We start from the raw sequence: 20,718 nt of genomic DNA, 5'->3' as shown, positions 1-20,718 counted from the left end.
GGTCACTCACTGAGGTCACTGAGGTCAATGAGGTCAGAGATCCTCGACGACTGACACGACCGCCTCGGTCACGGCACGCCCGGCCTGCGACAGAGCGAGCGTCAGCGTCACCAGCGGGCGCCCCAGTGCGTCCATCCCGACCGGCTGTGTCACCGCGACGCAGCGCAGCGGCAGGTCGGGTTCGGCGTGCCCGCGGAAGTGGGTGTGCAGGGAGACCGGTGCGCAGTGCCGGGGGTCGAGGCCGTGCAGCCGGTGCACGGTCAGCAGGGCCGTCTGGCGCAGCACTTCGAGCAGCAGCACGGACGACACCGCGCCGTCCTGCCGGGCGAGGCCCTGCGGCCACAGGGCGGGTGGCTGCACCGCCGCGGACAGCCGCTGGCCGCCCACGGTGACGGGGGAGCGCAGCAGCACGTTCGCCACGGTGGTCCGGCCCACCTCGCCGGGTTCCGGCGACGGTGTGCGGGGGGCGGTGCGGTCCTGCTCGGGGGGCCGGCCGTCCGCGGCGGCCAGCGCTGAAGTGCGGGAGTGCTCACGGTGGTTGCGGTGTGCGAGCGGCGCGAGGAGCAGCAGGCTGGCGGTGCCGGTGCCCGCCGGGGTTCCGTCGATCTCCAGGCCCGCCTCGAACTCCAGGGCCCGCGGGATCCCGCCGATCACCTTGTCGGGCCGTACCCGCAAGGTCGCGGTGAGGACGCCGGGGCCGGTGTGGCGGCGCCAGGCGCTCACGTCGTTGCTGGTCACGCCGAAGCGGTAGAACACCGGTACCCGGTCGGCGGCGACACCGAAGTGTGCCTGGCCGATGCCCCCGCTGACCTGGCGGATCATCGCCATGGCCGCCTGGAGGTCGTGACAGCGGTTCGGTCCGTCGTTGAACAGCGGGTGCCCGGCCGGGAGTTCACCGGTGAGGACGAACTCCTGGGTGAGGTCGTCGGGGCTGCCCGGCAGTCGTGGGCCCGAGTAGCGCGGGCGGTGCACCAGATGGCGGCTGCCGAGTCCGTGTCCCGCCGGCGCGGGCAGGGAAGTCTCCAAGCTCGCCCTCCTGGACGTGTCCTGAAACGGTCCCCTCAAGCCTGCCGTCGCCGGGGGTCCGAGTGCCATCCCGGCCCGGTGACAGTTTGTGCCCTGGCAGTCAATGACGATCTGCCGCAGGGACGTTCTGCCAGGTCGGACACGAAGGCACCCGTCCCGGGCCGGACGGTCGCGCCGCGTCAGCTCAGATCGTGCTGGCCCGACTGGGCGATGTGCACCCCCGCCTGGAAACGGCTGGTGGCGTCGACGCTCAGCATGATCTGGGAGATGTAGCGGCGGCAGGTGCGCACCGACATGCCCAGCCGGCGGGCCACCAGTTCGTCCTTGTAGCCCTGGGCCATGAGCTTGATGATCGACCGCTTCAGATCGTCGGTGATCTCCGTGGTCTCCTCCGAGCCGGGCGTGAACTGGGTGGCCCCGGACCACAGATGTTCGTAGACCCGGCAGATGAACGCGACCAGCGTCGGCTCGCGCACCACCACCGCGCCCGGTGCCCTGCCGTCCACGTGCGGTTCGGGCAGGAAGGCCACCTCACGGTCGTAGATGACGATGCGGTCGATCAGCTCGTCGGTGGTGCGCACCTCCGCGCCGTGCTCGGTCACCGCGCGGACGTACGAGGTGGTGGCGAGGTCGCTGCGCGCGGTGTGCTGGTAGAGGTGCCGGATCCGCACCCCGCGCTTGAGGCGCTCCAGGGTCTTGGGCCGGGCGGTGGCCAGCAGATTGGAGGGCCGGGCGCCGCCGGGCTGTGCGGTGAGCATCTCGCTGCGGCAGCGTTCGCCCTGCTCGTCGAGCACGGCTTGGAGGGCGTGGACGTCGCTGATCACGTCGAACGCCTCGGCCTGGTTGCGCTGCTGGCGGCTGGCGAAGTACGTGGAGCGCAGGGCGCCCATCGCGCTGCGGATGTCGGTGACCTCACGCTGGAGGTCACGGATGCGGCTCTCGGCCGGGCCCACCAGGTCGGCCACCGCGGTGTCGGGGCTCACCGGTATCAGCAGGTCCGGCTCACCGGGCATGGGGCGCAGCAGGCTGAGCGCGAGCAGGCGCCGCTCGACTTGTGCCGTCTTTTCGAGCGAGACGCCCAGGGCGGTCGCCATCTCCTCGCGGACAAAGCGACCCAGGAGCACGGCATTGCGGTAGGCGCTTGCCTCGGAGTCGTCCAGCATGGCGAAAGTGCCTGCCGGGAGCGGACTTTCCGGCATTGGTTGCTCACCTCCCCCGTGTCGGAACTTCTGGCCAGGCAACTTTACGACACCAGGAATCCCTTGGGTTGAAAACCGGGCTCATGGAGTCTTGTGCGTGCCAGGCCAACTGTTGAACTAAGGGGTAGCTATGAGCAAGCTCGCGCTGCGAATCACGACCGGACTTCTGGCCGCCGCCGCATTCGTCGGTGTCCTCGGGGCCGAGATTACGGCGACCACCAATGCACTCGGGGGCACAGCGGGGATGACCCTGGCCGCACCGGCGCATTCCAGCTTCGTGGTCTCGCCCGCGGACGACCAGTGGGGCTGATGCACCGAGTGTGACAGGGCGGACCGGCGAGACCGTGGTCCGCCCCGCTCGCATGTCCGCACAGTGAACGTTGTCCTCCCCCGTACTGAACAGAAGGCCACGTCAGGAAGCAGCGGCCCGCCGTCCCCCGCGGCGGGCCGCTGCTGTGTCATGGGTACCCCGGGGGGTTTCCGGGGGTGAACGGGGGTTGCGGCGGCGCTCTGGGCTGCGGGATGCGCCGGTGGCGCCCGGATCGGCCGTTTTCGGCCGTGTCTGAATTCCGTCGATCTGTCGATCCGTCGATCCTCGACGTCGCCGAACGGCCGACCCGGTTTCGTCGGGTGAATTGTTCGGCCGTTGCTCGCTTTCCGTCCTTTCTCCGTACCTGTCGAAAGGCTGTCGACGGACCCGTCGGCCGATGGAATGCTTCGAGTGCACTCGACCACCGGCGGAAAACCACCCAACCGCACGGTCGGTCGGTTTGCCCGGGTGTGGTGCCGGAAGCGGGCCGCGCGGCCCTACGGGGCACCCGGCGACGCCTCTGTGACGCGCCCCGGAGCGACCCCGAAGCCGGACTCGCGGCACTCCAGCGGCCTTGTGCCTGCATCTCTCGCACCCGCCCGGACCTGCGCACCGTCGGCGGTGGGAACGCGACACGGGGGCGGTGGAACCTTTGCGGCCGCCAAGACATAGCGGATGCCGCGGACGCTCCCGGACACTCCAGGGCGTGCCCGGCCGCTGGCCTGTTCCGCGTCGGCCCCGGGACCGTACCGTGCGGGGCAAACGGAATCCGTGGTTCAGCCGGCGCCGGGCCGCGAGCGGGCCCGAAGCGCTCGGTCCGCGCCGCCGGGCGCCGAGCGCTCCCGCGGCACCGGTAGACATTTCTACCCGGAATTCGAGGAATTCGAAGAGTTTGGGGAATCTGAGGAATTCGAGGGGGAGAGGAAAAGAACGACCTGCGCACGGGATTTCACACCGAGCTTCTTGAAGATCCGGCCCATATGTGTCTCGACGGTTTTCACGCTGATGTTCATCCGTTCCGCGATCTGCTGATTGGTGAGACCCGGACCGATGAGCATCGCTATTTCTTTCTCCCGGGCACTCAGCCGCACCGGAGAGTCCGCCCTCGAACCCGATCCGCCGGGATTCTCCATGAGCTCGATGAGATCCCGCGCCTCGTCCGCCGCCTCGAAAGCGGTGAGCCGCTCGAATTCCGCCACCGCCAGCCGCGCGTAGCACCCGGCACTGCGGTCCCCGGATTCCAGGCACACCCGCGCCAGCGCCAGCGCGAAAGGCCCCAGCGCATTTCCCTGCCCGTGCAGCAGCGCCAGATCGAAGCCGCGCTGCAGACACCGGCGCGCCTCGCGCGGATCCCCGGTGTCCATCGCGGTCTCGCCGAGCCTCAGCCACGCCTCCACCACCCTCGCCGCCTCCGCACGGCCGAGCCCGGTCAGCAACGGCCCTGCCTCCGCGGCCAGTTCCCGTGCCGTCCCCGCGGCCCCCGCGGCCGCGTGCGCGGCGGCCAGCAGCGCCAGGGCGAGACCGTAGCCCGCCACGTCGCCCTCCGGCACCGCACGCACCGCGCGGCGGGACGCGGCGAGCGCCGCCCGCCACATCGGCTGCCCCGAGTCCAGCAGGAGCGCGGCCAGTTCGGCCCGCACCGCCGCGCCCGCCGCACCGGTGGCGCCATCCCGGGCGAGCACCGCACGCAGCACCCGCCTGGCCTGCGTACGGGCCCCGATCAGCCGCAGCGCCCGGGCCCGCCACACGGCGGCCTCGACCCATTCCTCGGGCCCTGCCGCCGCTCCTTCCGCTGTTCCTGCCACCGTTTTGTCCGGCGGGCCGCCCGTGCCCGACCTCGGCCACAGCCGCGCGTACTCGGCGAGCGCCTCGGCGGGCCGCCCGCACAGCACCAGCGCCTGGCACCGCAACAGCCGTACGCCGGACGGCGCGTCGGAGTGCTCCGCCGCCCGGGCGGCCGCCCACGCGGCACGGGAGGGCTGGGTGTGGACCGCCGTGCGCGCCCATGCCGCCAGCGATTCCGCTTCCCGGGCCGAGGGCGGTACGGCCGACTCCAGCAGCGCCGCGACCACCGCTTCGCTGCGCTCACCGCCGTCCGGCCCGGCGTGCGGCAGAACCCGCGCCGCACGCCGGTACGCCTCACCGGCCGTGCGGTGCAGCAGGGCACGTACCACCGGACGGCGGAACCTGAACAGCCCGGTGCGGCCGTCCTGTTCGACGATGCCCTCGGCACACAGCTCGTCGACGGCGCGCAGCGCGTCATCGAGGCCGAGCCCGGCAGTGGCCGCCACCGTCTCCGGGGTGAAGGGATCGCCCGCCGCCGCGGCGGCCAGCGCCGCGCCGTGGGTCAGCGGGGACAGCGGGCCCAGGTCCGGCGCCGTGGCTGACGGCGGCAACGGGCAGGGGCCGGAGGTTAGTTCGAGGCTGCTGTACGGCTCGTACGGCGCGTTCGGCGCGTACGGCGGTTCGTACGGCGCGTACGGCGCGTACGGCCGTTCGTACGGCGTGCCCGGGGTGAACGGCTCGAACGGCTCGAACGGCTCGAACGGCTCGGGCGGGGTGAACGGGCCGGAGTGCGGGGTGTACCCGTTCTCCGCGCCGGTGTCCGGTGACCCGCCGTCGGGTGCCTCCTCACAGGGCGGCCCGGTCGCCGGCATCCCGCCGCCGGACAGCGCCCGGAGCAGCCCCGGCACCCCGGCCGCGTCCCGCAGTATCAGGGTGCGGCGCAGCGGCCCGAGTCCCTCGGGCAGCAGCGCCGCGGCCGCCGGCAGGGGCAGTGGGCGCAGCACGAAGTGGGGTACGGCGCCTTCCGGATGGGCCAGCGCGGCCAGCCTGCGGGCGGCCGGACCGCCCTCGCGGAACGCCAGCACCGTCAGCAGCGGGGCCTGCGGCGGCCTGCGCAGCAGATGGTCGGCGAGCTCGGCCGTCTCGGGACCGGCGCGGTGGGCGTCGTCCAGGACGAGCAGCAGCCCGGGCCCGCCCACCGCGGCTGCCGAGGCCGCCAGTTGCTCCAGCAGCGCGCCCAGGGCCCGTACGACGGCGTGCACCGCGTCGGCGTCGAGGCCGCCCGGATCGCGGAGCTGACCGCTCGACAGCCCGCCCAGCGCCGGGAAGACCCGGGCCAACGTCCCCAGCCGGGCGGCACCGAGCCCGGCCAGGGCCGTGGAGCCGGTGGCGGTGAGGCGCGCGAGATGGTCGTCGAGGGCGTCGACCACGGCGTGGAAGGGGCGGGCGGTGCCGTCCCGGGCCGCCCTGCCGCAGGCCACGGTCCAGCCGCGCCGCCGTGCCGTGGCGGCCAGTTCGAGCGTGAGCCGGGTCTTGCCGGTCCACGGTTCCCCGGACAGCAGCACCAGCCCGGCCGATGTGCGGTGGTGTTCCAGTTCCTCGGTCAGGAGGGCCGATCCGGACGTCGGCGCGTCCGGTCGGCGGTCTCCCGCGGTCCCGTGCGGCACGGGGCCTCCTTCGTTGTTGCGGCTCCCCGGCAGGCTCGCGCAATCGTCAGGTGCGTTCCAAGCAGTCGGTGCTGGCCGGTGGGTGCATGGCAGGAAGTGCAGGTGGGCGTGGGTGTGGGTGAGCCGGTGTAGGGGAATTCCCCGATAGGCGGCGCAGCCCCCGAATAGCCGATGCCCCGGCAACAGTTGCGGCAAGGGGCCCGGCAAGCAGGGCGCTGAAAGTGTCGGAAAACTGCGTTCGTGCTCCCGTATTCAAGCGATTTCGAACAGGTCTGGACTTGGTCTCCAGCATGTGAGCGTTCTCCGTGGGCATGTGCGAACCGGGCTTTACGTCAAGGAAGTTGGGGCACACTAGACGGACCGCGGCAAGCCGGGAAGCGGTACGCCGGGGAATCGCGGCCGGGCGTGTGCGGTCCGCAGTGCAACGACTGCGCACGGTTCTCGCCCTTTCGGCGCGGTCGGCAGAAGCGACGGCGGCCCCCCGGCACGGGTGTACGTAATATTCGGCATGGCTAAACCTGTGAGTGCGCCGTGTCCGTGCGCGGCGTGGTCCGCGTGCGGACGCCGTGCGGCCGGTGGAACCGGCGGGCGCGTGCCCGCCGGGCCGGTGCGGAAGCCTGTGTCCCGAATGTTTGCTCGACCGCGGACGGCGAAGAGCGTACAGGTCCTACATGGGTGGTTTCAGGACATGAGCCGACATCACGGAAGTACGTACTGAACCTTCTTGAACCTTTTTTCAAAGGGCAAAAGAATCATGGAAAACGACCGTTGGGTCTGGTCCGGCCTCAGCCGCCGCCCTGCGTCGGCTGCTCTGCCTGCTCTGCCTGCTCTGCCTGCTCTGCCTGCTCCGTCCGTTCCGTCCGTTCCGCCCCTGCCGCCACTGCAGCCTCTGCCATCCGCCGCCCGGGGCGCCCACCGGGGAAGATTTTGGCGAACGTGCCCGACCGGAACAGCGAAATCTGTGTGACCACCTGAAGCACCACCCAGGTCACCGCGTACAGCCCCGCGTCGAGCGCCGGGACGGTGTCCACCGGGAGGGTGTACGCCATCACCAGCCGCAGCGCGGCGTCCACGAGCAGCCCGAGCCCCCAGACCACGGTCAGCGCCCGCCAGATCCGGCGGAAGGAGGCGTCCGTCTCCCACAGCCCCTCCAGCACCCCCGCCCGCCCGGGCAGCAACGCCTTGAGCGCCTGGTAGGTGAAGGGCCGCGCGGTGAACAGCGTGACCAGCAGCCACACCCCGGCGAGCGCGGTGAAAAGGCTGCCCCGCGCGAGGACGATCCGGGGGCTCGCGGTGAGTAGCGAGCCCACGGCGCTCACCACGAGCAGCGTCACCGTGAAGATGCCGATCGCGTCCACTCGGCGGTGCCGGAGTGCTGAGTGGAGCGTGTGCAGCGCGGGTGCGCTGCCGCTCACCAGCAGCGCGGTGATCTCACCGGCGCCCAGACCGCGCAGCAGATAGAACAGCCCGACCGGCAGCACGATGTCGCAGGCGACGGTGACGGCGAACGCCCAGGAGTCGCCGCGTGCGCGGGGTGCGGAGGGGGCGTCGTAGGCGGCGGATGGGGAGGTGGATGCGGAGGTGGGGGGAACCATGAGGGTGGGTGCTCCTGTGCGGGGGCAGGCTCGGGAGTGCGGTTCGCAGGGGTGGTGCCAGGGCGCGGGGGCCGAGGCGGTCAGGCGCTCGTCACGGCGGTGGCAGGTCTGTTGCGTTCTTCCCCGTCGTCGCCCGCGGACACCGGTACCCGCACGGCCTCCTTCAGCACCGCGTCGACCAGTTCCGCCCCGGCCACCGCCGACCGGCGTGCTTCGGCCTCCGCCGCGCTGCCGCGCGCGTCACCCTGGCGCACGGCGGCGGCGAAGGAGGCGAGACAGCCGCGCAGTTGGTCGGCGGCCGGAAGCGTGAACCGCTCCTCGTGGTCCTGCTCCTCCAGCACCAGCACCGGCTGGAACGCGGGCGGCGGGGTGAAGGCCCGCGGTACGGTGAGCCGCGCCCTCTTGCCCCACAGCGTGTACGAAGACGCGTAGGCGTGCTCGAAACCGAACGTCGCCTGGACGAGGACATCTTCGGGCGACACCAGCAGCGCCTGGCCCGACAGATCGAGTCCGTCCTCCTCGCGCACCCGCAGCACCGCGCCGGCCACCCGCAGCCCCGTGCCCAGCAGCAACTGGGCGGCGCGCAGCGGATACACGCCCACGTCGAGCAGCGCACCGCCGCCCATGCCGGGCGTGTAGCGGATGTCGTCGGAGGGCAGCGGCGGGATGCAGAACGCGGCCTGGAGGGTGGTGACCTCACCGAGCCGCCCCTGCCGGAGCAGCTCGGCGGCGTAGGCATGCTGGGGGTGGTGCAGGAACATGAAGTTCTCCCGCAGCACGAGCCCCCGCTCCTCGGCCAGGTCGGCCAACTCCCGTGCCTCGTGGGCGTTCACGCCGATCGGCTTCTCGACCAGCACATGCTTGCCGGCCCGCAGCGCAAGCCGGGCCCAGACATGGTGCAGTGCGGTGGGCGTGGAGATGTACACCGCCTCGATGTCCGGACGGTCCAGCAGCGCCGCGAAGTCCGTCTCCGCCGCGCAGCCGAACCGCTGGGCGAAATCGGCCGTCTTCCGCTCCGACCGCCCGGCCACCGCGACGAGTTCGACCTCCGGCGTCGCCACCGCCGTGGGCAGCACCCGGCGGGCCGCGATGGACGACGTACCGAGCGCGCCGAGCCGTAGCGGACCGCCGTCGGACGACGGTCGGCACGCGCCGGACCCCAGCGGACCGCCGTCGGACGCGCCGGACCAGGTGCCTGCCGACCCCGGCGGACCGGTCCCCGCCGGGCCGCCCGCCGCGCTCACAGCGTCCTCAGCGCCGCTACCAGCGTCCTGGCCTGGACGCTCAAGTGATGGCTGTAACGCAGCAGTTCGTCCAGCTGACGCAAGGTCAGCCAGCGGAACTCGTCCGACACGGCGGGAAACTCCCGCTCCGTCTCGATGATCAGGTAATGGCTCTGGGCGTTACGGAACCGGCCGCCCTCCTCCGACAGAATCACGTCGTACCGGGCGCCCGCGCGCCGCTCCAGCGTCTCCGCGAGATACGGCGGCCGGTCCGCCCGGGGCAGATGCTCGTAGTTCTCCGGCACGCACTGCACCGTCGGGCCCAGCTCCACCACGTCCAGGAACCCCGGTTCGGCCCGCGCCCGCAGCAGCACGTGCGGGACCCCGTCGATCCGCTTCACGAACAGCGCCGTGACGCCCATGCCCCGGGGCTCCAGCAGCGGCTGCGTCCAGGCGGGCACCTCACGCCCGCGCGAGGACACGTCCACCGCCACGACGTCGAAGTACAGCCCGTTGCAGTGCGTCACCGCGTGCGGGGTGCGCAGCCAGGCGTTGGTCTGCGCCAGCGGGATCGGCGTGACGGCGACCTCATGCTCGGCGCGCCGCCGGGTGATCCACGTACGGATCTCCCGGTCCGGGTGCAGCGACCAGCCGGGGTCGCCGCCCAGATAGTCGTCCGCGCCGCGCCAGTCCGGCAGACAGGACAGCACCGTACGGGCGTCCATGTTCACCAGGTTGTCGTGCCGCATCAGCAGATTGACCTGACCCAGCGTCAGCCAGGCGAAGTCGTCCTCGGCCCGCACCTCCGGGCCGACCTCCACCACCATGTTGCGGTTGCGCTTGTGCAGGAACCAGGAGCCCTGCTCCGACTGGAGCACATCCGCGACCACCCGCCCGGGGCCCGGCCTGCGGAACGAGTCCAGATACGGCACCGACGAACCGCCGTGCACCCGCGTGTAGTTGCTCTTGGTCGCCTGAACCGTCGGGGACAGCTGCACACCGTTGACGTTGCCAGGTTCCGACTTCGACTGCATCAGCAGATGCGGCACACCGTCGAAGTCCCGCATCGCGATACCGAGGATGCCGATCTCCGGCTGCTGGATGATCGGCTGCGACCAGGACCGCACCGGCCCGAAGTCCGACTTCACCGCGAGACCCCGCACCGTGAAGAACCGGCCGCTGTCGTGGCGCAGATCGCCGGTCCGGTGGTCGAACCGCCAGCCGCGCAGCGCCGCGAACGGCACCCGCTCCACTTGCTGCTGCTGTTCGGCCTGCCGCTCTGCGAGCCAGGTGAACATCTCCGCGTTGCTCATCACCCCGCCCTCGACCGCCGCCGCCGACACCGCAAGACGGGACAGCAGGGGAGGGGCCGCGGCGCGGGGCGACAGCACCAGGTTGGTCGCGGTCATGGAATCCGCCTCATCTCGCTCAAGTGCACGGGGAACGTCGATGACCCGCGTGTCCGGCAGCACGAGGCAGGCGGCCGGGCGGCGTACCGGCGCGGGCTCACGGCAGTCGGCTGCCGCCCTACGAGGGTGCCGTGCCGAGTTCGGGCATACGCCTAGACTTGCCCCCCTTGCCCGGACCCTCCCGCGCCCGCTATGGGCAGATCCGAGAGCGGGGGCGCCGGTCAACTTGCCGAGATGTAAAGCGGTACGGGCGGCTACTCCTCTTCGCCGAGCAGGGCAACAGGCTCGAGGAGCTCACAGGCGGTGTCGGAGGCGGGAGGGGCGCCGAGCAGGTCGCTGGTGACGCGGAGGTCGCCGTTCTCGGTCCAGGAGAGGGTGTAGTCACGGGTGGCGAAGTCGACTTGGAGCGTCGCTCGGTGTTCTCCGTTGGTCCACGACAGACACAGCGCTCCGCGTTCACCCACAGTGCCCAGCTGGAAGGTTCCGTCGAAGGCCGGGTGGGTGTTGCGGAAGCGGATCAAGGAGTGCAATGCCGCCACCACGGGCCGCTGCAGCGCGGCTGAGATCTCGTCCTCGGAGTAGTGGTGCCGGTTGATGTCGCGGCCGACGCCGGTTCGTGCGAGCAGGTCCATGTCGTTCACACCGGCCAGCAGCCCGACGTAGTAGACCTGCGGGACTCCTGGCACGAAGAACTGGACCAGGCGTGCGAGCAGGTACTGGTCGTCGTCCCGGCCGAGGGCATCGTAGAAAGTGCAGTTGACCTGATAGACGTCCACGTTCGAGGCGGCCCAGCCGGTTGCCTGACGGCTCTGGCCCCCGCTGTTGTGGTGGATCCGTTCGACGAGTGCGTCTATCTGGTCCGGGTCTAGCAGCCCGGGGCGGTCCGGTGCGGTCTGGTCCGGTCCGACATCGATCACGCCGATGCCGTCGTGCGTGTCGAGCACGGTGACGGCGTTGCGGGGCCGGAGCAGCAGCCAGCGGTGCAGGGCGGTCGCGTCACCGGTGAACAGGGCATGCAGGAGAAGCGGCGGAAGCGCGAAGTCGTACACCCGGTCGACGGCGCGGCCGACCTCGATCTGCTGCAGGTAGTGCGAGTGGATCTCGACGAGCACGTCGACACCGAGTGCGTGCGCCTCCGCGGTCAGTTCGCGGATGAAGGCGAACGTTTCCGGTGTCATGAAGCAGGAGGACCGCGGCGTCTTGACGGCATACCCCACGGCGTCCAGGCGGACCGTCCCGACCCCCGCGGCCGCAAGAGCGCGGAGGATCTCGCTGAGGTAGGAGCGGCCGGCGTCACTCGAGAGGTCGATGTCGATCTGCTGCGGAGTGAAGGTCGTCCATACCAGGCGCCTGCGCTCGCCCAGTGTCACCGGGGTGAAGGGCAGGCCCGGGCGCGGCCGGTAGATGGCGAGCAGGTCGTCCTCGGTGGCGCCGTCGGAGAAGAGCGCGTCGAAAGTGAGGAACATTTTCGCGCTCGGGGACTCGTCACCGCGAGCGACCACGTCCTTGAACTGCGGTGAGTCCGCGGAGACATGGTTGACGATCAGGTCGGCCATCACGTCGCGATCGGCGCCGAGGATGCGCAGGTCGTCCCAGTCACCGAGCCGGGGGTCGACCTGCGCGTGGTCGATGGGGTCGAAACCGGCGTCCGCGCCGTCGTACGGGAGATAGAACGGCAGTACGTGCACCCCGCCGAACAGGTCTTTCAGCGAACCGTCGAGGAGTTGCCCGAGGCCGCGGATGGTGCCGCCCAGACGGTCGGCGTAGGTGATGAGCTGGATCTGGTTGCGCAAGGTGTGTCCTTGTATATGTCTGTCGGTGTCATGGCAGGGGTCCCGGTACAGGGCGGGGCGGTGCGGTGCCGGACTGCCTTTCCGCCGGGCGGGATTCTCAGCCCTTGACGGCGGAGCTGGCGACGCCTTGGACGAACCAGCGCTGGAAGAAGGCGAAGACGATCAGGACGGGCAGGACGAGGAGGACGCCGAAGGCGAGGATCTGGCCCCAGTCCGGGGGCTGCATGCTCTGGAAGACGCTCATCTCCAGGGGCAGGGGGCGCACGGCGGGGTCGGAGACCATCAGGACCGGCCACAGGAAGGAGCCCCACTGGGTGAGGAAGGTGAGGATGGCGACGGAGGCGAACACCGGTTTGGACATGGGGACGATGATCGCGAAGAAGGTGCGCCAGGGGCCGGCACCGTCGAGGCGGGCGGCTTCCTCGATGCTGGGCGGGATCTTCCGGAAGAAGATCTGGAACTGGTAGATCGAGAAGGCGTTGGCGATGAAGGGGATCGCCTGGATGTAGAGGGTGTCGCGCTGGTTGTTGAACATGTAGAACAGCGGCACGGCCACCGACTCGAACGGCACCAGCATGAGCAGCAGGACGAGGGTGAAGACGGCTTCCTGGCCGCGCCATTTCAGCCGTGACATGCCGTAGGCGGCCATCGAGTTGACGAAGAGGCCGCCGGTGACGACGAGGAACGCGACGAGCAGTGAGACGCCCATGAAGCGCCAGAAGTGGCCGGTGCTGTCGGAGTTGAGGGCGTTCAGGACGTGGCGGTAGTTGTCGAGGGTGAGGTGGGTGGGGAGGAAGCCGGTCAGGCCGTTCAGGACTTCGTCGGAGGGCTTGAGGCTGCCCAGGAGGAGGTAGAGGACGGGCAGGACGAAGACGAACGCGAGGACGCTGAGGACGGTGTAGTCGGCGATGCGGCGCAGCCGGCGGCGGGATGCCCTGGTCGCGCGGGTGGTGTGGGTGGTGTGGGTGGTGTGGGGTGGGTGGGTGGTGGCCATGGTGGTGTCAGTCCTCGTTGTCGGGCCGGACGACGCGGCGCTGGATGAGGGTGAGGGCGACGACGATCAGGAAGAAGACGACGGTGATGGCGGAGGCCTGCCCGATGTTGTTCTGGTCGAAGGCGGTGGTGACGGCCTGGTACATGACGGTGCGGGTGGCGTCCTCGTCGAGTCCGCCGCCGTGGATGAGGACGTAGACCTGGTCGAAGATGCGGAAGGAGAGGACGGAGGTGAGCATGGCGACGAAGACGAGGGTGGGGCGGATGCCGGGCAGGGTGATGTGGCGGAACTGCTGCCAGCGGGTGGCGCGGTCGAGCTGGGCGGCTTCGTAGAGTTCGCCGGGGATCTGCTGGAGGCCGGCCAGCAGGATGACCATCTGGAAGCCGACGCCCTGCCAGACGGACAGGACGATGATCGAGGCCATCGCGGTGAGCCCGTTGCCGAGCCAGTCGAAGGCCCCCCAGTTGCCGAGGCTGAGGGCGTGGAGGGCGGAGTTGAGCAGGCCCTGGTCGCTGCGGGCGAGGATGAGCCGCCAGATGACCGCGACCAGCGTCATGGGGAAGACCACCGGCATGAAGAACAGCGACCGGAACAGGCCGATCGCCTTCAGCTTGCGGTTCAGCAGGATCGCCAACCCGAGGGCGAGGGCGGTCTGGAGGGGGACGACGACCACGGCGAAGGTCAGGTTGTTGAGCAGGGCCCGCAGGAAGGGGCCGGACAGGTCGGGGTCGGTGAACAGCCGCCGGTACTGCTCCAGGCCGAAGAAGGTGGGCGCGAGGGGGGAGCCGAGGCGCACGTTGTAGAAGGAGAGGACGACGGCGTAGCCGAAGGGGATGCCGACGAACGCGATGAGCCCGGCCACGGCGGGCGCGGACATGAGCAGCCCGTGCAGCCACTCACGGTTCCTGCGTCTGGGCGGCGAGGGGCGTTCGGGCCGTACCGGCTGCGCTGTGGTCACGGTGTGCGCGCTTTCCACGGTTGTCACGGGTGGTCCTGTTCCTGGTCCTGTTCCCGGCCGGGGCGGGCGGTGGTTCTCTGTGCCCGCCCCGGTCGAAGCGTCCTGCGGTCTACGGGATCTTGTAGCCGTTGTTGTCGGAGAAGTCGCGGTCGATGGCGCGGGCGGCCTTCTCGAGGGCGGTCTTGGGGTCGGTGCCGCCGTAGATGGAGCTGAGGGCGCTGCTGAACTTGGCGGTGATGGTGGGGTATCCGGCGGTGACGGGGCGGGTGACGGCGATGCAGGAGGTGTCGATCTGGCTGTCGCCGCAGGGCTTGGCGAGCTGGTCGGCGTAGAGCTGGAGCGGGCCGCCCTGCTTGTACAGCGCGCTCTTGGCGAGCGCGCTCTTGGTGGCGGGCGGGGCGCCGTTGGCGGTGGTCATCGCGCCGATGTTGGTGTCGTTGAGGAGGTAGTCGAGGAAGGCGCCGGCGGCCTTGCCGCTCTTGGAGCCGGCACCGATGCCCCAGGCCCAGGAGCCCTGGCCGGTCTTGGGGCCGTTGCCGAAGTCGGACAGCGGCAGCACGACCAGGTCGTCGCCGAGGGCCTTGCTGTAGGCGGGGTACATCCAGTGCCCGACCCAGGAGAGGGCGACGCGGCCCTTGGCGAAGGCGTTGGAGTCGGTGTTGGGGTCGACGTAGGTCTTCCAGGACTGGAGGGTCTTCATCGCCTTCACCACGGCCGGGGTGTCCAGGGCCCCGGCGGCCTTGCCGTTCTTGAGCAGGGAGCCGCCCGCCGACCAGACGATCGGGGCGAAGCCGTAGGTGCCCCACTCGTTGGCGTAACCGGAGTTCTCCTGCAGGTCCAGGACCTTGCCGTCGGAGTCCTTCGCCTTCAGCGCCGTGAGCGCCTTGCTGAACTCCTCTGCCGTCCAGTCGTCGGAGAGGCTGGTGGGGTACTTCACGCCGGCGGCGGTCAGAAGCTTCTTGCTGCCGTAGATGCCGAGGCCGGAGTCGTACATGCCCAGGCCGTAGTGCTTGCCGTTGATCTCGCCCTGCGCCTTGCTGGCGTCGGTGGCGTTGGCGAGGGTCTTGACGGAGACGTAGTCGTCGATCGGGGCGAGCTTCTTGTTGTAGACGAAGTTCGCCATCGTCGGCCCGTCGAACTCCATCACATCCGGCAGCTTCGAGGCATCGGTCGCGGTGATGGTCTTGGTGTAGTCGTTGCCCGGGATCAGCTTCAGCTCGACCTTGACCTTGTCCTGCGAGGAGTTGAACGACTTCACCGCGTTCTGCAGGGCGGTGTCCTCACTGGTCTGGCCCTGGTGCGCCCAGACGCTGATGGTGCCCTTGCCGCTGCCCGCCGCGGCGGAACTGTCACCACCGCCGCTGCCGCCGCAGGCGGCCAGCGCGGCGAGCGGCAGGACGAGGGCCAGACCTGTACAGGCCGAGCGGCGGTACCTTCTGTGGGTCGAGCTCATGGGGTTCGTGCCTCCGTGCGGTGCGAGAGTGCGGTGGTGCGGTGTGGTGGGTTGGTGCGGTGGTGCTTTTCGGCGTGGGGGGAGCTTTGGGGCCTCGCGGCCTGACGGCCTGACGGCCTGACGGCTGCGGAGGGTTGCCGTAGAGGGGTTACTGGGGTCCGCGGGGGCGGGGCGGGGCGGTGGTCTCGCGCAGGACGAGCTGGATCGGCATCCGCACATGCCCCGGCGGTTCGGTGTCCGGTTCGTCGAGCTGCTGGAGCAGCAGCCGGGCGGCCGCGGCGCCCTGGTCGGCGACCGGCTGGGCGACGGTGGTCAGCCCGATCACATCGGCGAGTTCGTGGTCGTCGAAGCCGACGACGGACACATCGCCCGGCACCGTCAGCCGGTGCCGGCGCAGGGCGCGCAGCGCGCCCATCGCCATCTCGTCGGACTGGGCGAACACGGCGGTCGGAGGCCGTGGGGCGGCGAGGAGTTCGGTCATGGCCCGCTCGCCGCCCTCGACGGTGTACTCGCCGTCCGCCTCCAGGGCAGGATCGTGGGCGATGCCGGCATCGGCCAGCACGTCCAGATACGCCTGCCGCCGCTCGATCGGCGTGGTCCAGTGCTGCGGCTCGCTCGACCCGCTGATCATGCCGATCCGGCGGTGCCCGAGGTTCACCAGATGCCGCACCGCGCTCTCCGCGCCGGCCCGGTCGTCGATCCCGACCACCGTGAACCCGGGACGCGAAACGCCGACCGTGCTGGCCAGCGGGATGCCGAGGGAGCGCAGCGCCGCCGACTCCGCCTCGTCGGGGATCAGCAGCGACAGCACCGCGTCCACCCGCTTGCGCACCGGCATCTTCGCGAAGAACCGCTTGCGCGACTCCGGCGAACCCAGGTTGTAGAGCAGGACGTCGTACCCGGCGGCACTGAACACGTGCTCGGCAGCGTCCACCACGGTCCCGAAGAACCAGCGGCCCACATGCGGGACCACCACCCCGACGGTGAAGGTACGCCCGCTGGCCAGACTGGACGCCGAACGCGACGCCGTATAACCCAGCTCGGCAGCCACGGCAGTGATCTGAAGGCGGACCTCGTCGGACACGCCCGGCCGGCCACGCAGCGCGCGGGACACGGTGGACGCGGAGACGCCGGCGGCGCGGGCGACGTCGTTGATGCTGGCCGTCACGGAGCACTTCCTCCCGTTGGTTTCACGTCGGTGTGATCTGTGGGTGACGTGAACGTAAACCGAGCTTCGCTGTTGCGCAAGCGTTTGCGTTCACTTTTACTTGGGCCGATGCGTAAGCGAGACTTTCGGTGCCAATGATCAACGCACACGCTTGAGTGCTGTGAGCCGACAGGAACTGCGCATGCGATACGCCCCGCCCGGCCTCCGTGCGAACGACTTCGCCCTGCTCCGCGACGACGACGGCGCCCACACCGTGCTGCACCTGCAGGGGCCGTGGACAGCCGAGTTCGACCACCTGCGGATGGAGACGGGCCTTCCCCCGTGAGGTGGACACGCTTCGTGGATCACGCAGCGAGCGTGAGCACAGCCTCGCGGTGTCGGCGTTCGTATTCGTTGGGCTGAGGTGGCCGCTGGCGGGGGGAGGTCCCGAGTGCTGGTTCTCACACAGACGGCGGTTGCTCGTGATACGGCATGATGGCGGCCATGGACAGACACACCTCTGACTGGGTGGTTCTCTTCTCTTACGAGAACGTCGCTGGCTGCCCGCGGCCCGGTCGGCTGATGTCGGTTTGACTGCGTGACCGGGGAATCGACTGGTACCCCTTCGCCGAGCACGATGTCTGGATCGACCATATGTGCGGGGTGCGTTCCGACGGCCACTGGCACGGCACGATCGTCGTCCGCGTTCGCGCGGACGCCTTGCGACGGCTCGGACTCCATCCCGATCAGCCGACTTCGGGTCCAGCCGACCCGCTGCCACCCAAGTGGTGGGGCCCGTGGGCGCGCTGAGCGGTGTCGCAGCCAGCAACGAGAACGGCGGTACCTGGAGCCGATACGCTCCCCGCGATCACACACAGTCACCGACGGGCTGGACTCCGCAGGAAACTCACGGCAGTTGAACCAAGCCGCGGAGTGGCAGGCCCGGACATTGACACCCGTCGCCGAGTCCCGATCGGCGCTGACCACCGATGAGTCCGCGCCGAGGCTGCTCGACGGGGCAGGCGTCGTTCTGGGTCTTCCCCTCGGCACCGACGGGAAGGCGTCAGGGAAGATCGGCACGGCCCAGTACGAGCCGTCACCAGGGCCGTGGCCGCGCTGTACGCCTACGACGCCGAGGACGCGCGGGCCTCCGGAGCGAAGGCCCGCACACTGATCGACGACGCCAGGACCGAGGCGTGGGCCGCCAAGAAAGAACTGCGCGCGGTGCCGCCAACCGCCCGACTTGTCTGGGACTGGGCGCAAGTGGCTGCGTCCTGCGGCGCTCTGGTCTGGGGGTGGATGAAGCAGCGCAGTGACCACAGCAGGGCCCTACTGGACGCGCCCACGCCGAGCGAGTCCCGCTACCGGAAACGTCAGGAGAAGCGTCGCTCCACGAGGTTCGGCTACGCGGGCCGCGGCCTCCTCGCACTCGCCGCACCTATCATGCCCGCCTTCGCCGCATACTGCGTCGGCTGGACCGTCGCCATGCTCACCGTCCGCGAGTACCCCAGCGAGGTCGGCGCCCGGCTCTGGCTCGAGAAACACCAGGCCCGGACATGACGCCACGAGCCACCCCACAACGTCGCTGCGGCTGCGGAGGACGCCCCATCCCAAGCCGGAGAGACGGGGGCGGGTTACTGGCGACGATTCGGCGAGGGCTTCACCTTCCTGCGTGGCGAACTGTTGCTGCTGACCGTCATCGTCATGGTCGGGATCACCAACCTGCTGGACGCGGGATTCACCACGGTGCTCATGCCCGTCTGGGCCAAAGAATCCGGCAACGGTCCGGCAGCGATCGGTCTGATGGGCAGCGTGCTGGGAGCCGCGGCGGTCGCCGGGAGCCTGGTCGCTGCGCTGGCTGCGCACCGGCTACGACGCCGGGTGGTGTTCTTCACCGGCTTCCTACTGGCCGGGGCGCCGAGATTCCTGATTCTCGCCTCCGATGCTCCGATGGGAGCGGTACTGGCCGTGTTCGCCGTCAGTGGATTCGGGGCGGGATTCCTGAACCCGGTGCTGGGGGCCGTGGCCGAGGCCGCGCTCGTGGTGGATGAGGTTCGCCCACTTCACGGGGTAGGCGTCGATGTCGAGGCTGGTCACCGCACCGGTGGGGCCGACGAGTTCGGCGAGCAGGGCTCCGGAGTAGCCGGAGCCGGTGCCGAACTCGGCGACGTTCATGCCGCCTTGGACGTCGAGGGTGGTGATCTCGCGGTGGGTCACGACTGGGTTGGAGCGGTGCGGGGTGACGCCGCGGCCGTCGTGGTGGGTGTAGTGGCGTTCGGGAACGGACTCTGCGACGTCGGCGACGGCGGTCACTGCTCACTCCGTCAAGGGGTGTAGTGCACTCGTATGCGACAACTGCTCGGGGCGGTGAAGGACACGCGCCGCCAGTACAGCGTGGCGGGTCAGATCGTCAGAGCGGTGTAGTGGTGCCATCCGGCGGCGGTGTACTCGCCGACCGGGCCGTGGCCCGGCAGGTCGGCCCAGGCGTGGTACTCGACCGGCGGCGGGGCGAACCGGGCCCCGAGGCACCAGTCGAGGCGGTGGCCGAGGAGTGCGGCGGCGAGTACGGCGCCGAGGGAGGTCTCCATGCAGGCGGCCCGGCCCGGCCACCATCGGGCGGTGTGCCGGACGGCGCCGACCAGGGCCTCGGCCCGGGCCGTGTCCAGTTCGCGCTGGCCTAGGCGGGCGGGGCGAGCGGCGCGGACCGTGTGGGGCGGCCAGCTCGATGCCGTGCCCGGCGAGCGTGAGTGCTCGCCACCCGGCGGTGTTCGCGCCGACCCGGGCCAGGTCCTGTCGGTCGGACCAGTCGGCCAGCCGGGCCGGCACGTCGGTGAGCGCGCCCGCGGCCTCGTCCAGGGCGGCCGAGAGCATCAGCCGGGCGCCGTGGGTCATCCAGTCCGGCGAGGCCAGCAGCGGCGTCCAGGCGAGCGGGCGCTGGGCCTGGGGAATCCAGTCCCGGCCCGGGCCCCGTAGTTCGGCGGCCGTCTGCCACCAGGCCCCGGCCAGGTCGATCCGGGAGGCCGGACGGACGCGGCTGAGCACGTTGATGGCGGAGGTGTGTGCCGCAGCCGGGCGTGGGCGAGGGTGTGCTGCAAGGCCCGGCGGTGCCTCCGCTCACGCAGCAGGTCCGCGAGGTAGGAGGAGGGGGCGGACAGGACGGCGTCGCCGGCCGCGCCGGTGAAGTGCACCCCCGGGCCGGGAGTGTGACCGAAACTGACGGCCGCCAGGACCACCACAGTGGCGGGAGTGCGGCCTCAGCTTGCCTGATGCCCATCAGCACGCGGCAAGCCGGTCTCTGCGGCCCGGCGGAAGATGTCCCCGCAGGTGAGGGACGGCGCTGGCGAGCGTTCGGTGAGGACGACCAGTGCATGGCGCACTTCCGTGCTCAGCCGAGTCAACTGGAGGCTGTACTGTCCGCCCCGGTAGGCGTACAGGCGGAAGACCTTCACGGCCAATTCGTCGCGGTCGTCGGCGAAGGTGCCCGGTAGTCCGGCAAGCAGTTCGAAGTCCTGCTTGCCGATCGCCGCTTCGGCCACGGCTCTGAAGGGAAGATCATCGAGCTCTGCGGCGGACAGGGAAGCGTCCACCGCGACAGCATGAGCGGCCAGGGCCGCGACGACCTCAATCAGCCGCTCACCCACCGCCGTGTCGACGCCCCAGGCCTGCAGGTGCTCGCGGCGACGAATCTGACGCCACGGCTCCTGATCCACCAGCGGCAGCAGCACACGGCCCAGGAGCGCGCAACGACCCCACAGCATGTTGTGGTCCGAGGTCATGGTCGATCCTCTCTACAGCGAGTGGAAAGCCTGCGACTGAGAATCGCCCCGACTGGCGCAGGCCCTCCAACTTCCCACTGCGCGGACGGCACATACAGACAGGGGGCAGCTCTCCGTACCGCTGCCTTGGGAGCCGCTGAAGTATCGAATAGGCGCCGAGGGCCTGCCTGATCACCGTGGCGTCAGCGGGCATGCAGCGGCGGATCCGTTTGCCAGCGGTGCCTGGAAGAGCACGGCAGGCAAGATCCCCGACACGCGGCGTCGGGATCGGGTAACCCGGTGTGACACATGCAGCCATCATGACCTCGCCCCACCCGGTGCGGCAATGAGTCCGAGCGATGGCCGACCCGGTCGGGCCGCACGCCCTGACGGGGCGTGATGCC

15 protein-coding genes and 3 pseudogenes are annotated in these 20,718 nt (G+C 70.4%); 4 read left to right on the top strand and 14 right to left on the bottom strand.

Going from position 1 to position 20,718, the window contains the following annotated elements; genetic code table 11:
• Positions 1-33: 33 nt before the first annotated feature.
• Positions 34-1,026 carry an AfsA-related hotdog domain-containing protein gene (locus ACSYGN_RS41020; RefSeq protein ID WP_460406018.1) on the bottom strand — a complete coding sequence of 331 codons (993 nt, stop codon included), beginning with the start codon at positions 1,024-1,026 and terminating at the stop codon, positions 34-36.
• A 179-nt stretch (positions 1,027-1,205) separates the two neighbouring features.
• Positions 1,206-2,225: a hypothetical protein gene (locus tag ACSYGN_RS41015; RefSeq protein WP_460406016.1), complete on the bottom strand. Its 1,020-nt coding sequence runs from the start codon at positions 2,223-2,225 to the stop codon at positions 1,206-1,208.
• Positions 2,226-2,355: 130 nt separating this feature from the next.
• Between ACSYGN_RS41015 and ACSYGN_RS41010 the strand changes: the two genes are divergently transcribed.
• Positions 2,356-2,535, top strand: coding sequence for a hypothetical protein (locus tag ACSYGN_RS41010; protein WP_460406014.1), 180 nt, complete (start codon positions 2,356-2,358; stop codon positions 2,533-2,535).
• An 863-nt stretch (positions 2,536-3,398) separates the two neighbouring features.
• Here the strand turns inward: ACSYGN_RS41010 and ACSYGN_RS41005 are convergent.
• From ACSYGN_RS41005 to ACSYGN_RS40965, 9 genes are all read right to left on the bottom strand, one after another.
• A complete protein-coding gene (locus tag ACSYGN_RS41005) occupies positions 3,399-5,987 on the bottom strand; it encodes a helix-turn-helix transcriptional regulator (RefSeq protein ID WP_460406012.1) in 2,589 nt (862 codons plus the stop codon).
• 785 nt (positions 5,988-6,772) lie between these two features.
• The gene (locus ACSYGN_RS41000) at positions 6,773-7,582 is read right to left on the bottom strand and encodes a VC0807 family protein (RefSeq protein ID WP_460406010.1); all 810 of its coding nucleotides are present in this window, start codon (positions 7,580-7,582) and stop codon (positions 6,773-6,775) included.
• Between the two features lie 80 nt (positions 7,583-7,662).
• A complete protein-coding gene (locus ACSYGN_RS40995; protein WP_460406008.1) occupies positions 7,663-8,826 on the bottom strand; it encodes a Gfo/Idh/MocA family protein in 1,164 nt (387 codons plus the stop codon).
• Entirely contained in the window at positions 8,823-10,214 is a 1,392-nt protein-coding gene (locus ACSYGN_RS40990) for an NDP-hexose 2,3-dehydratase family protein (protein ID WP_460406006.1), read from the bottom strand. The genes ACSYGN_RS40995 and ACSYGN_RS40990 overlap by 4 nt, the downstream gene beginning before the upstream one ends.
• A 254-nt stretch (positions 10,215-10,468) precedes the next feature.
• Positions 10,469-12,007, bottom strand: a complete 1,539-nt coding sequence (gene gtfA, locus ACSYGN_RS40985) for a sucrose phosphorylase (protein WP_460406004.1) — start codon at positions 12,005-12,007, stop codon at positions 10,469-10,471.
• 97 nt (positions 12,008-12,104) lie between these two features.
• Entirely contained in the window at positions 12,105-13,001 is an 897-nt protein-coding gene (locus ACSYGN_RS40980; RefSeq protein ID WP_460406002.1) for a carbohydrate ABC transporter permease, read from the bottom strand.
• A gap of 7 nt (positions 13,002-13,008) precedes the next feature.
• Complete coding sequence (locus ACSYGN_RS40975; protein WP_460406000.1) at positions 13,009-13,986, bottom strand: carbohydrate ABC transporter permease; 978 nt, start codon at positions 13,984-13,986, stop codon at positions 13,009-13,011.
• Positions 13,987-14,068: 82 nt separating this feature from the next.
• Positions 14,069-15,412: an ABC transporter substrate-binding protein gene (locus tag ACSYGN_RS40970; protein WP_460405998.1), complete on the bottom strand. Its 1,344-nt coding sequence runs from the start codon at positions 15,410-15,412 to the stop codon at positions 14,069-14,071.
• 148 nt (positions 15,413-15,560) lie between these two features.
• Positions 15,561-16,580: a LacI family DNA-binding transcriptional regulator gene (locus ACSYGN_RS40965; RefSeq protein WP_460405996.1), complete on the bottom strand. Its 1,020-nt coding sequence runs from the start codon at positions 16,578-16,580 to the stop codon at positions 15,561-15,563.
• A gap of 181 nt (positions 16,581-16,761) precedes the next feature.
• Between ACSYGN_RS40965 and ACSYGN_RS40960 the strand changes: the two genes are divergently transcribed.
• The 3 genes and pseudogenes from ACSYGN_RS40960 to ACSYGN_RS40950 all read left to right on the top strand — a co-directional run.
• Complete coding sequence (locus ACSYGN_RS40960; protein WP_460405994.1) at positions 16,762-16,905, top strand: hypothetical protein; 144 nt, start codon at positions 16,762-16,764, stop codon at positions 16,903-16,905.
• A gap of 761 nt (positions 16,906-17,666) precedes the next feature.
• The gene (locus ACSYGN_RS40955; RefSeq protein ID WP_460405992.1) at positions 17,667-18,119 is read left to right on the top strand and encodes a hypothetical protein; all 453 of its coding nucleotides are present in this window, start codon (positions 17,667-17,669) and stop codon (positions 18,117-18,119) included.
• A gap of 66 nt (positions 18,120-18,185) precedes the next feature.
• A pseudogene (locus ACSYGN_RS40950) lies at positions 18,186-18,584 on the top strand (MFS transporter); the annotation flags it as partial.
• A gap of 69 nt (positions 18,585-18,653) precedes the next feature.
• Here ACSYGN_RS40950 and ACSYGN_RS40945 read toward each other — a convergent pair.
• The 3 genes and pseudogenes from ACSYGN_RS40945 to ACSYGN_RS40935 form a co-directional block, all read right to left on the bottom strand.
• A pseudogene (locus tag ACSYGN_RS40945) lies at positions 18,654-18,872 on the bottom strand (protein-L-isoaspartate O-methyltransferase family protein); the annotation flags it as partial.
• An 89-nt stretch (positions 18,873-18,961) separates the two neighbouring features.
• Positions 18,962-19,255 (bottom strand): annotated as a pseudogene (locus ACSYGN_RS40940) (lasso peptide biosynthesis B2 protein); the annotation flags it as partial.
• 558 nt (positions 19,256-19,813) lie between these two features.
• Positions 19,814-20,335: a hypothetical protein gene (locus ACSYGN_RS40935; protein WP_460405990.1), complete on the bottom strand. Its 522-nt coding sequence runs from the start codon at positions 20,333-20,335 to the stop codon at positions 19,814-19,816.
• Positions 20,336-20,718: the final 383 nt, after the last annotated feature.

It is taken from the genome of Streptomyces sp. YIM S03343 (assembly GCF_054729195.1).
This window is presented reverse-complemented; position numbering and strand designations above follow the sequence as displayed.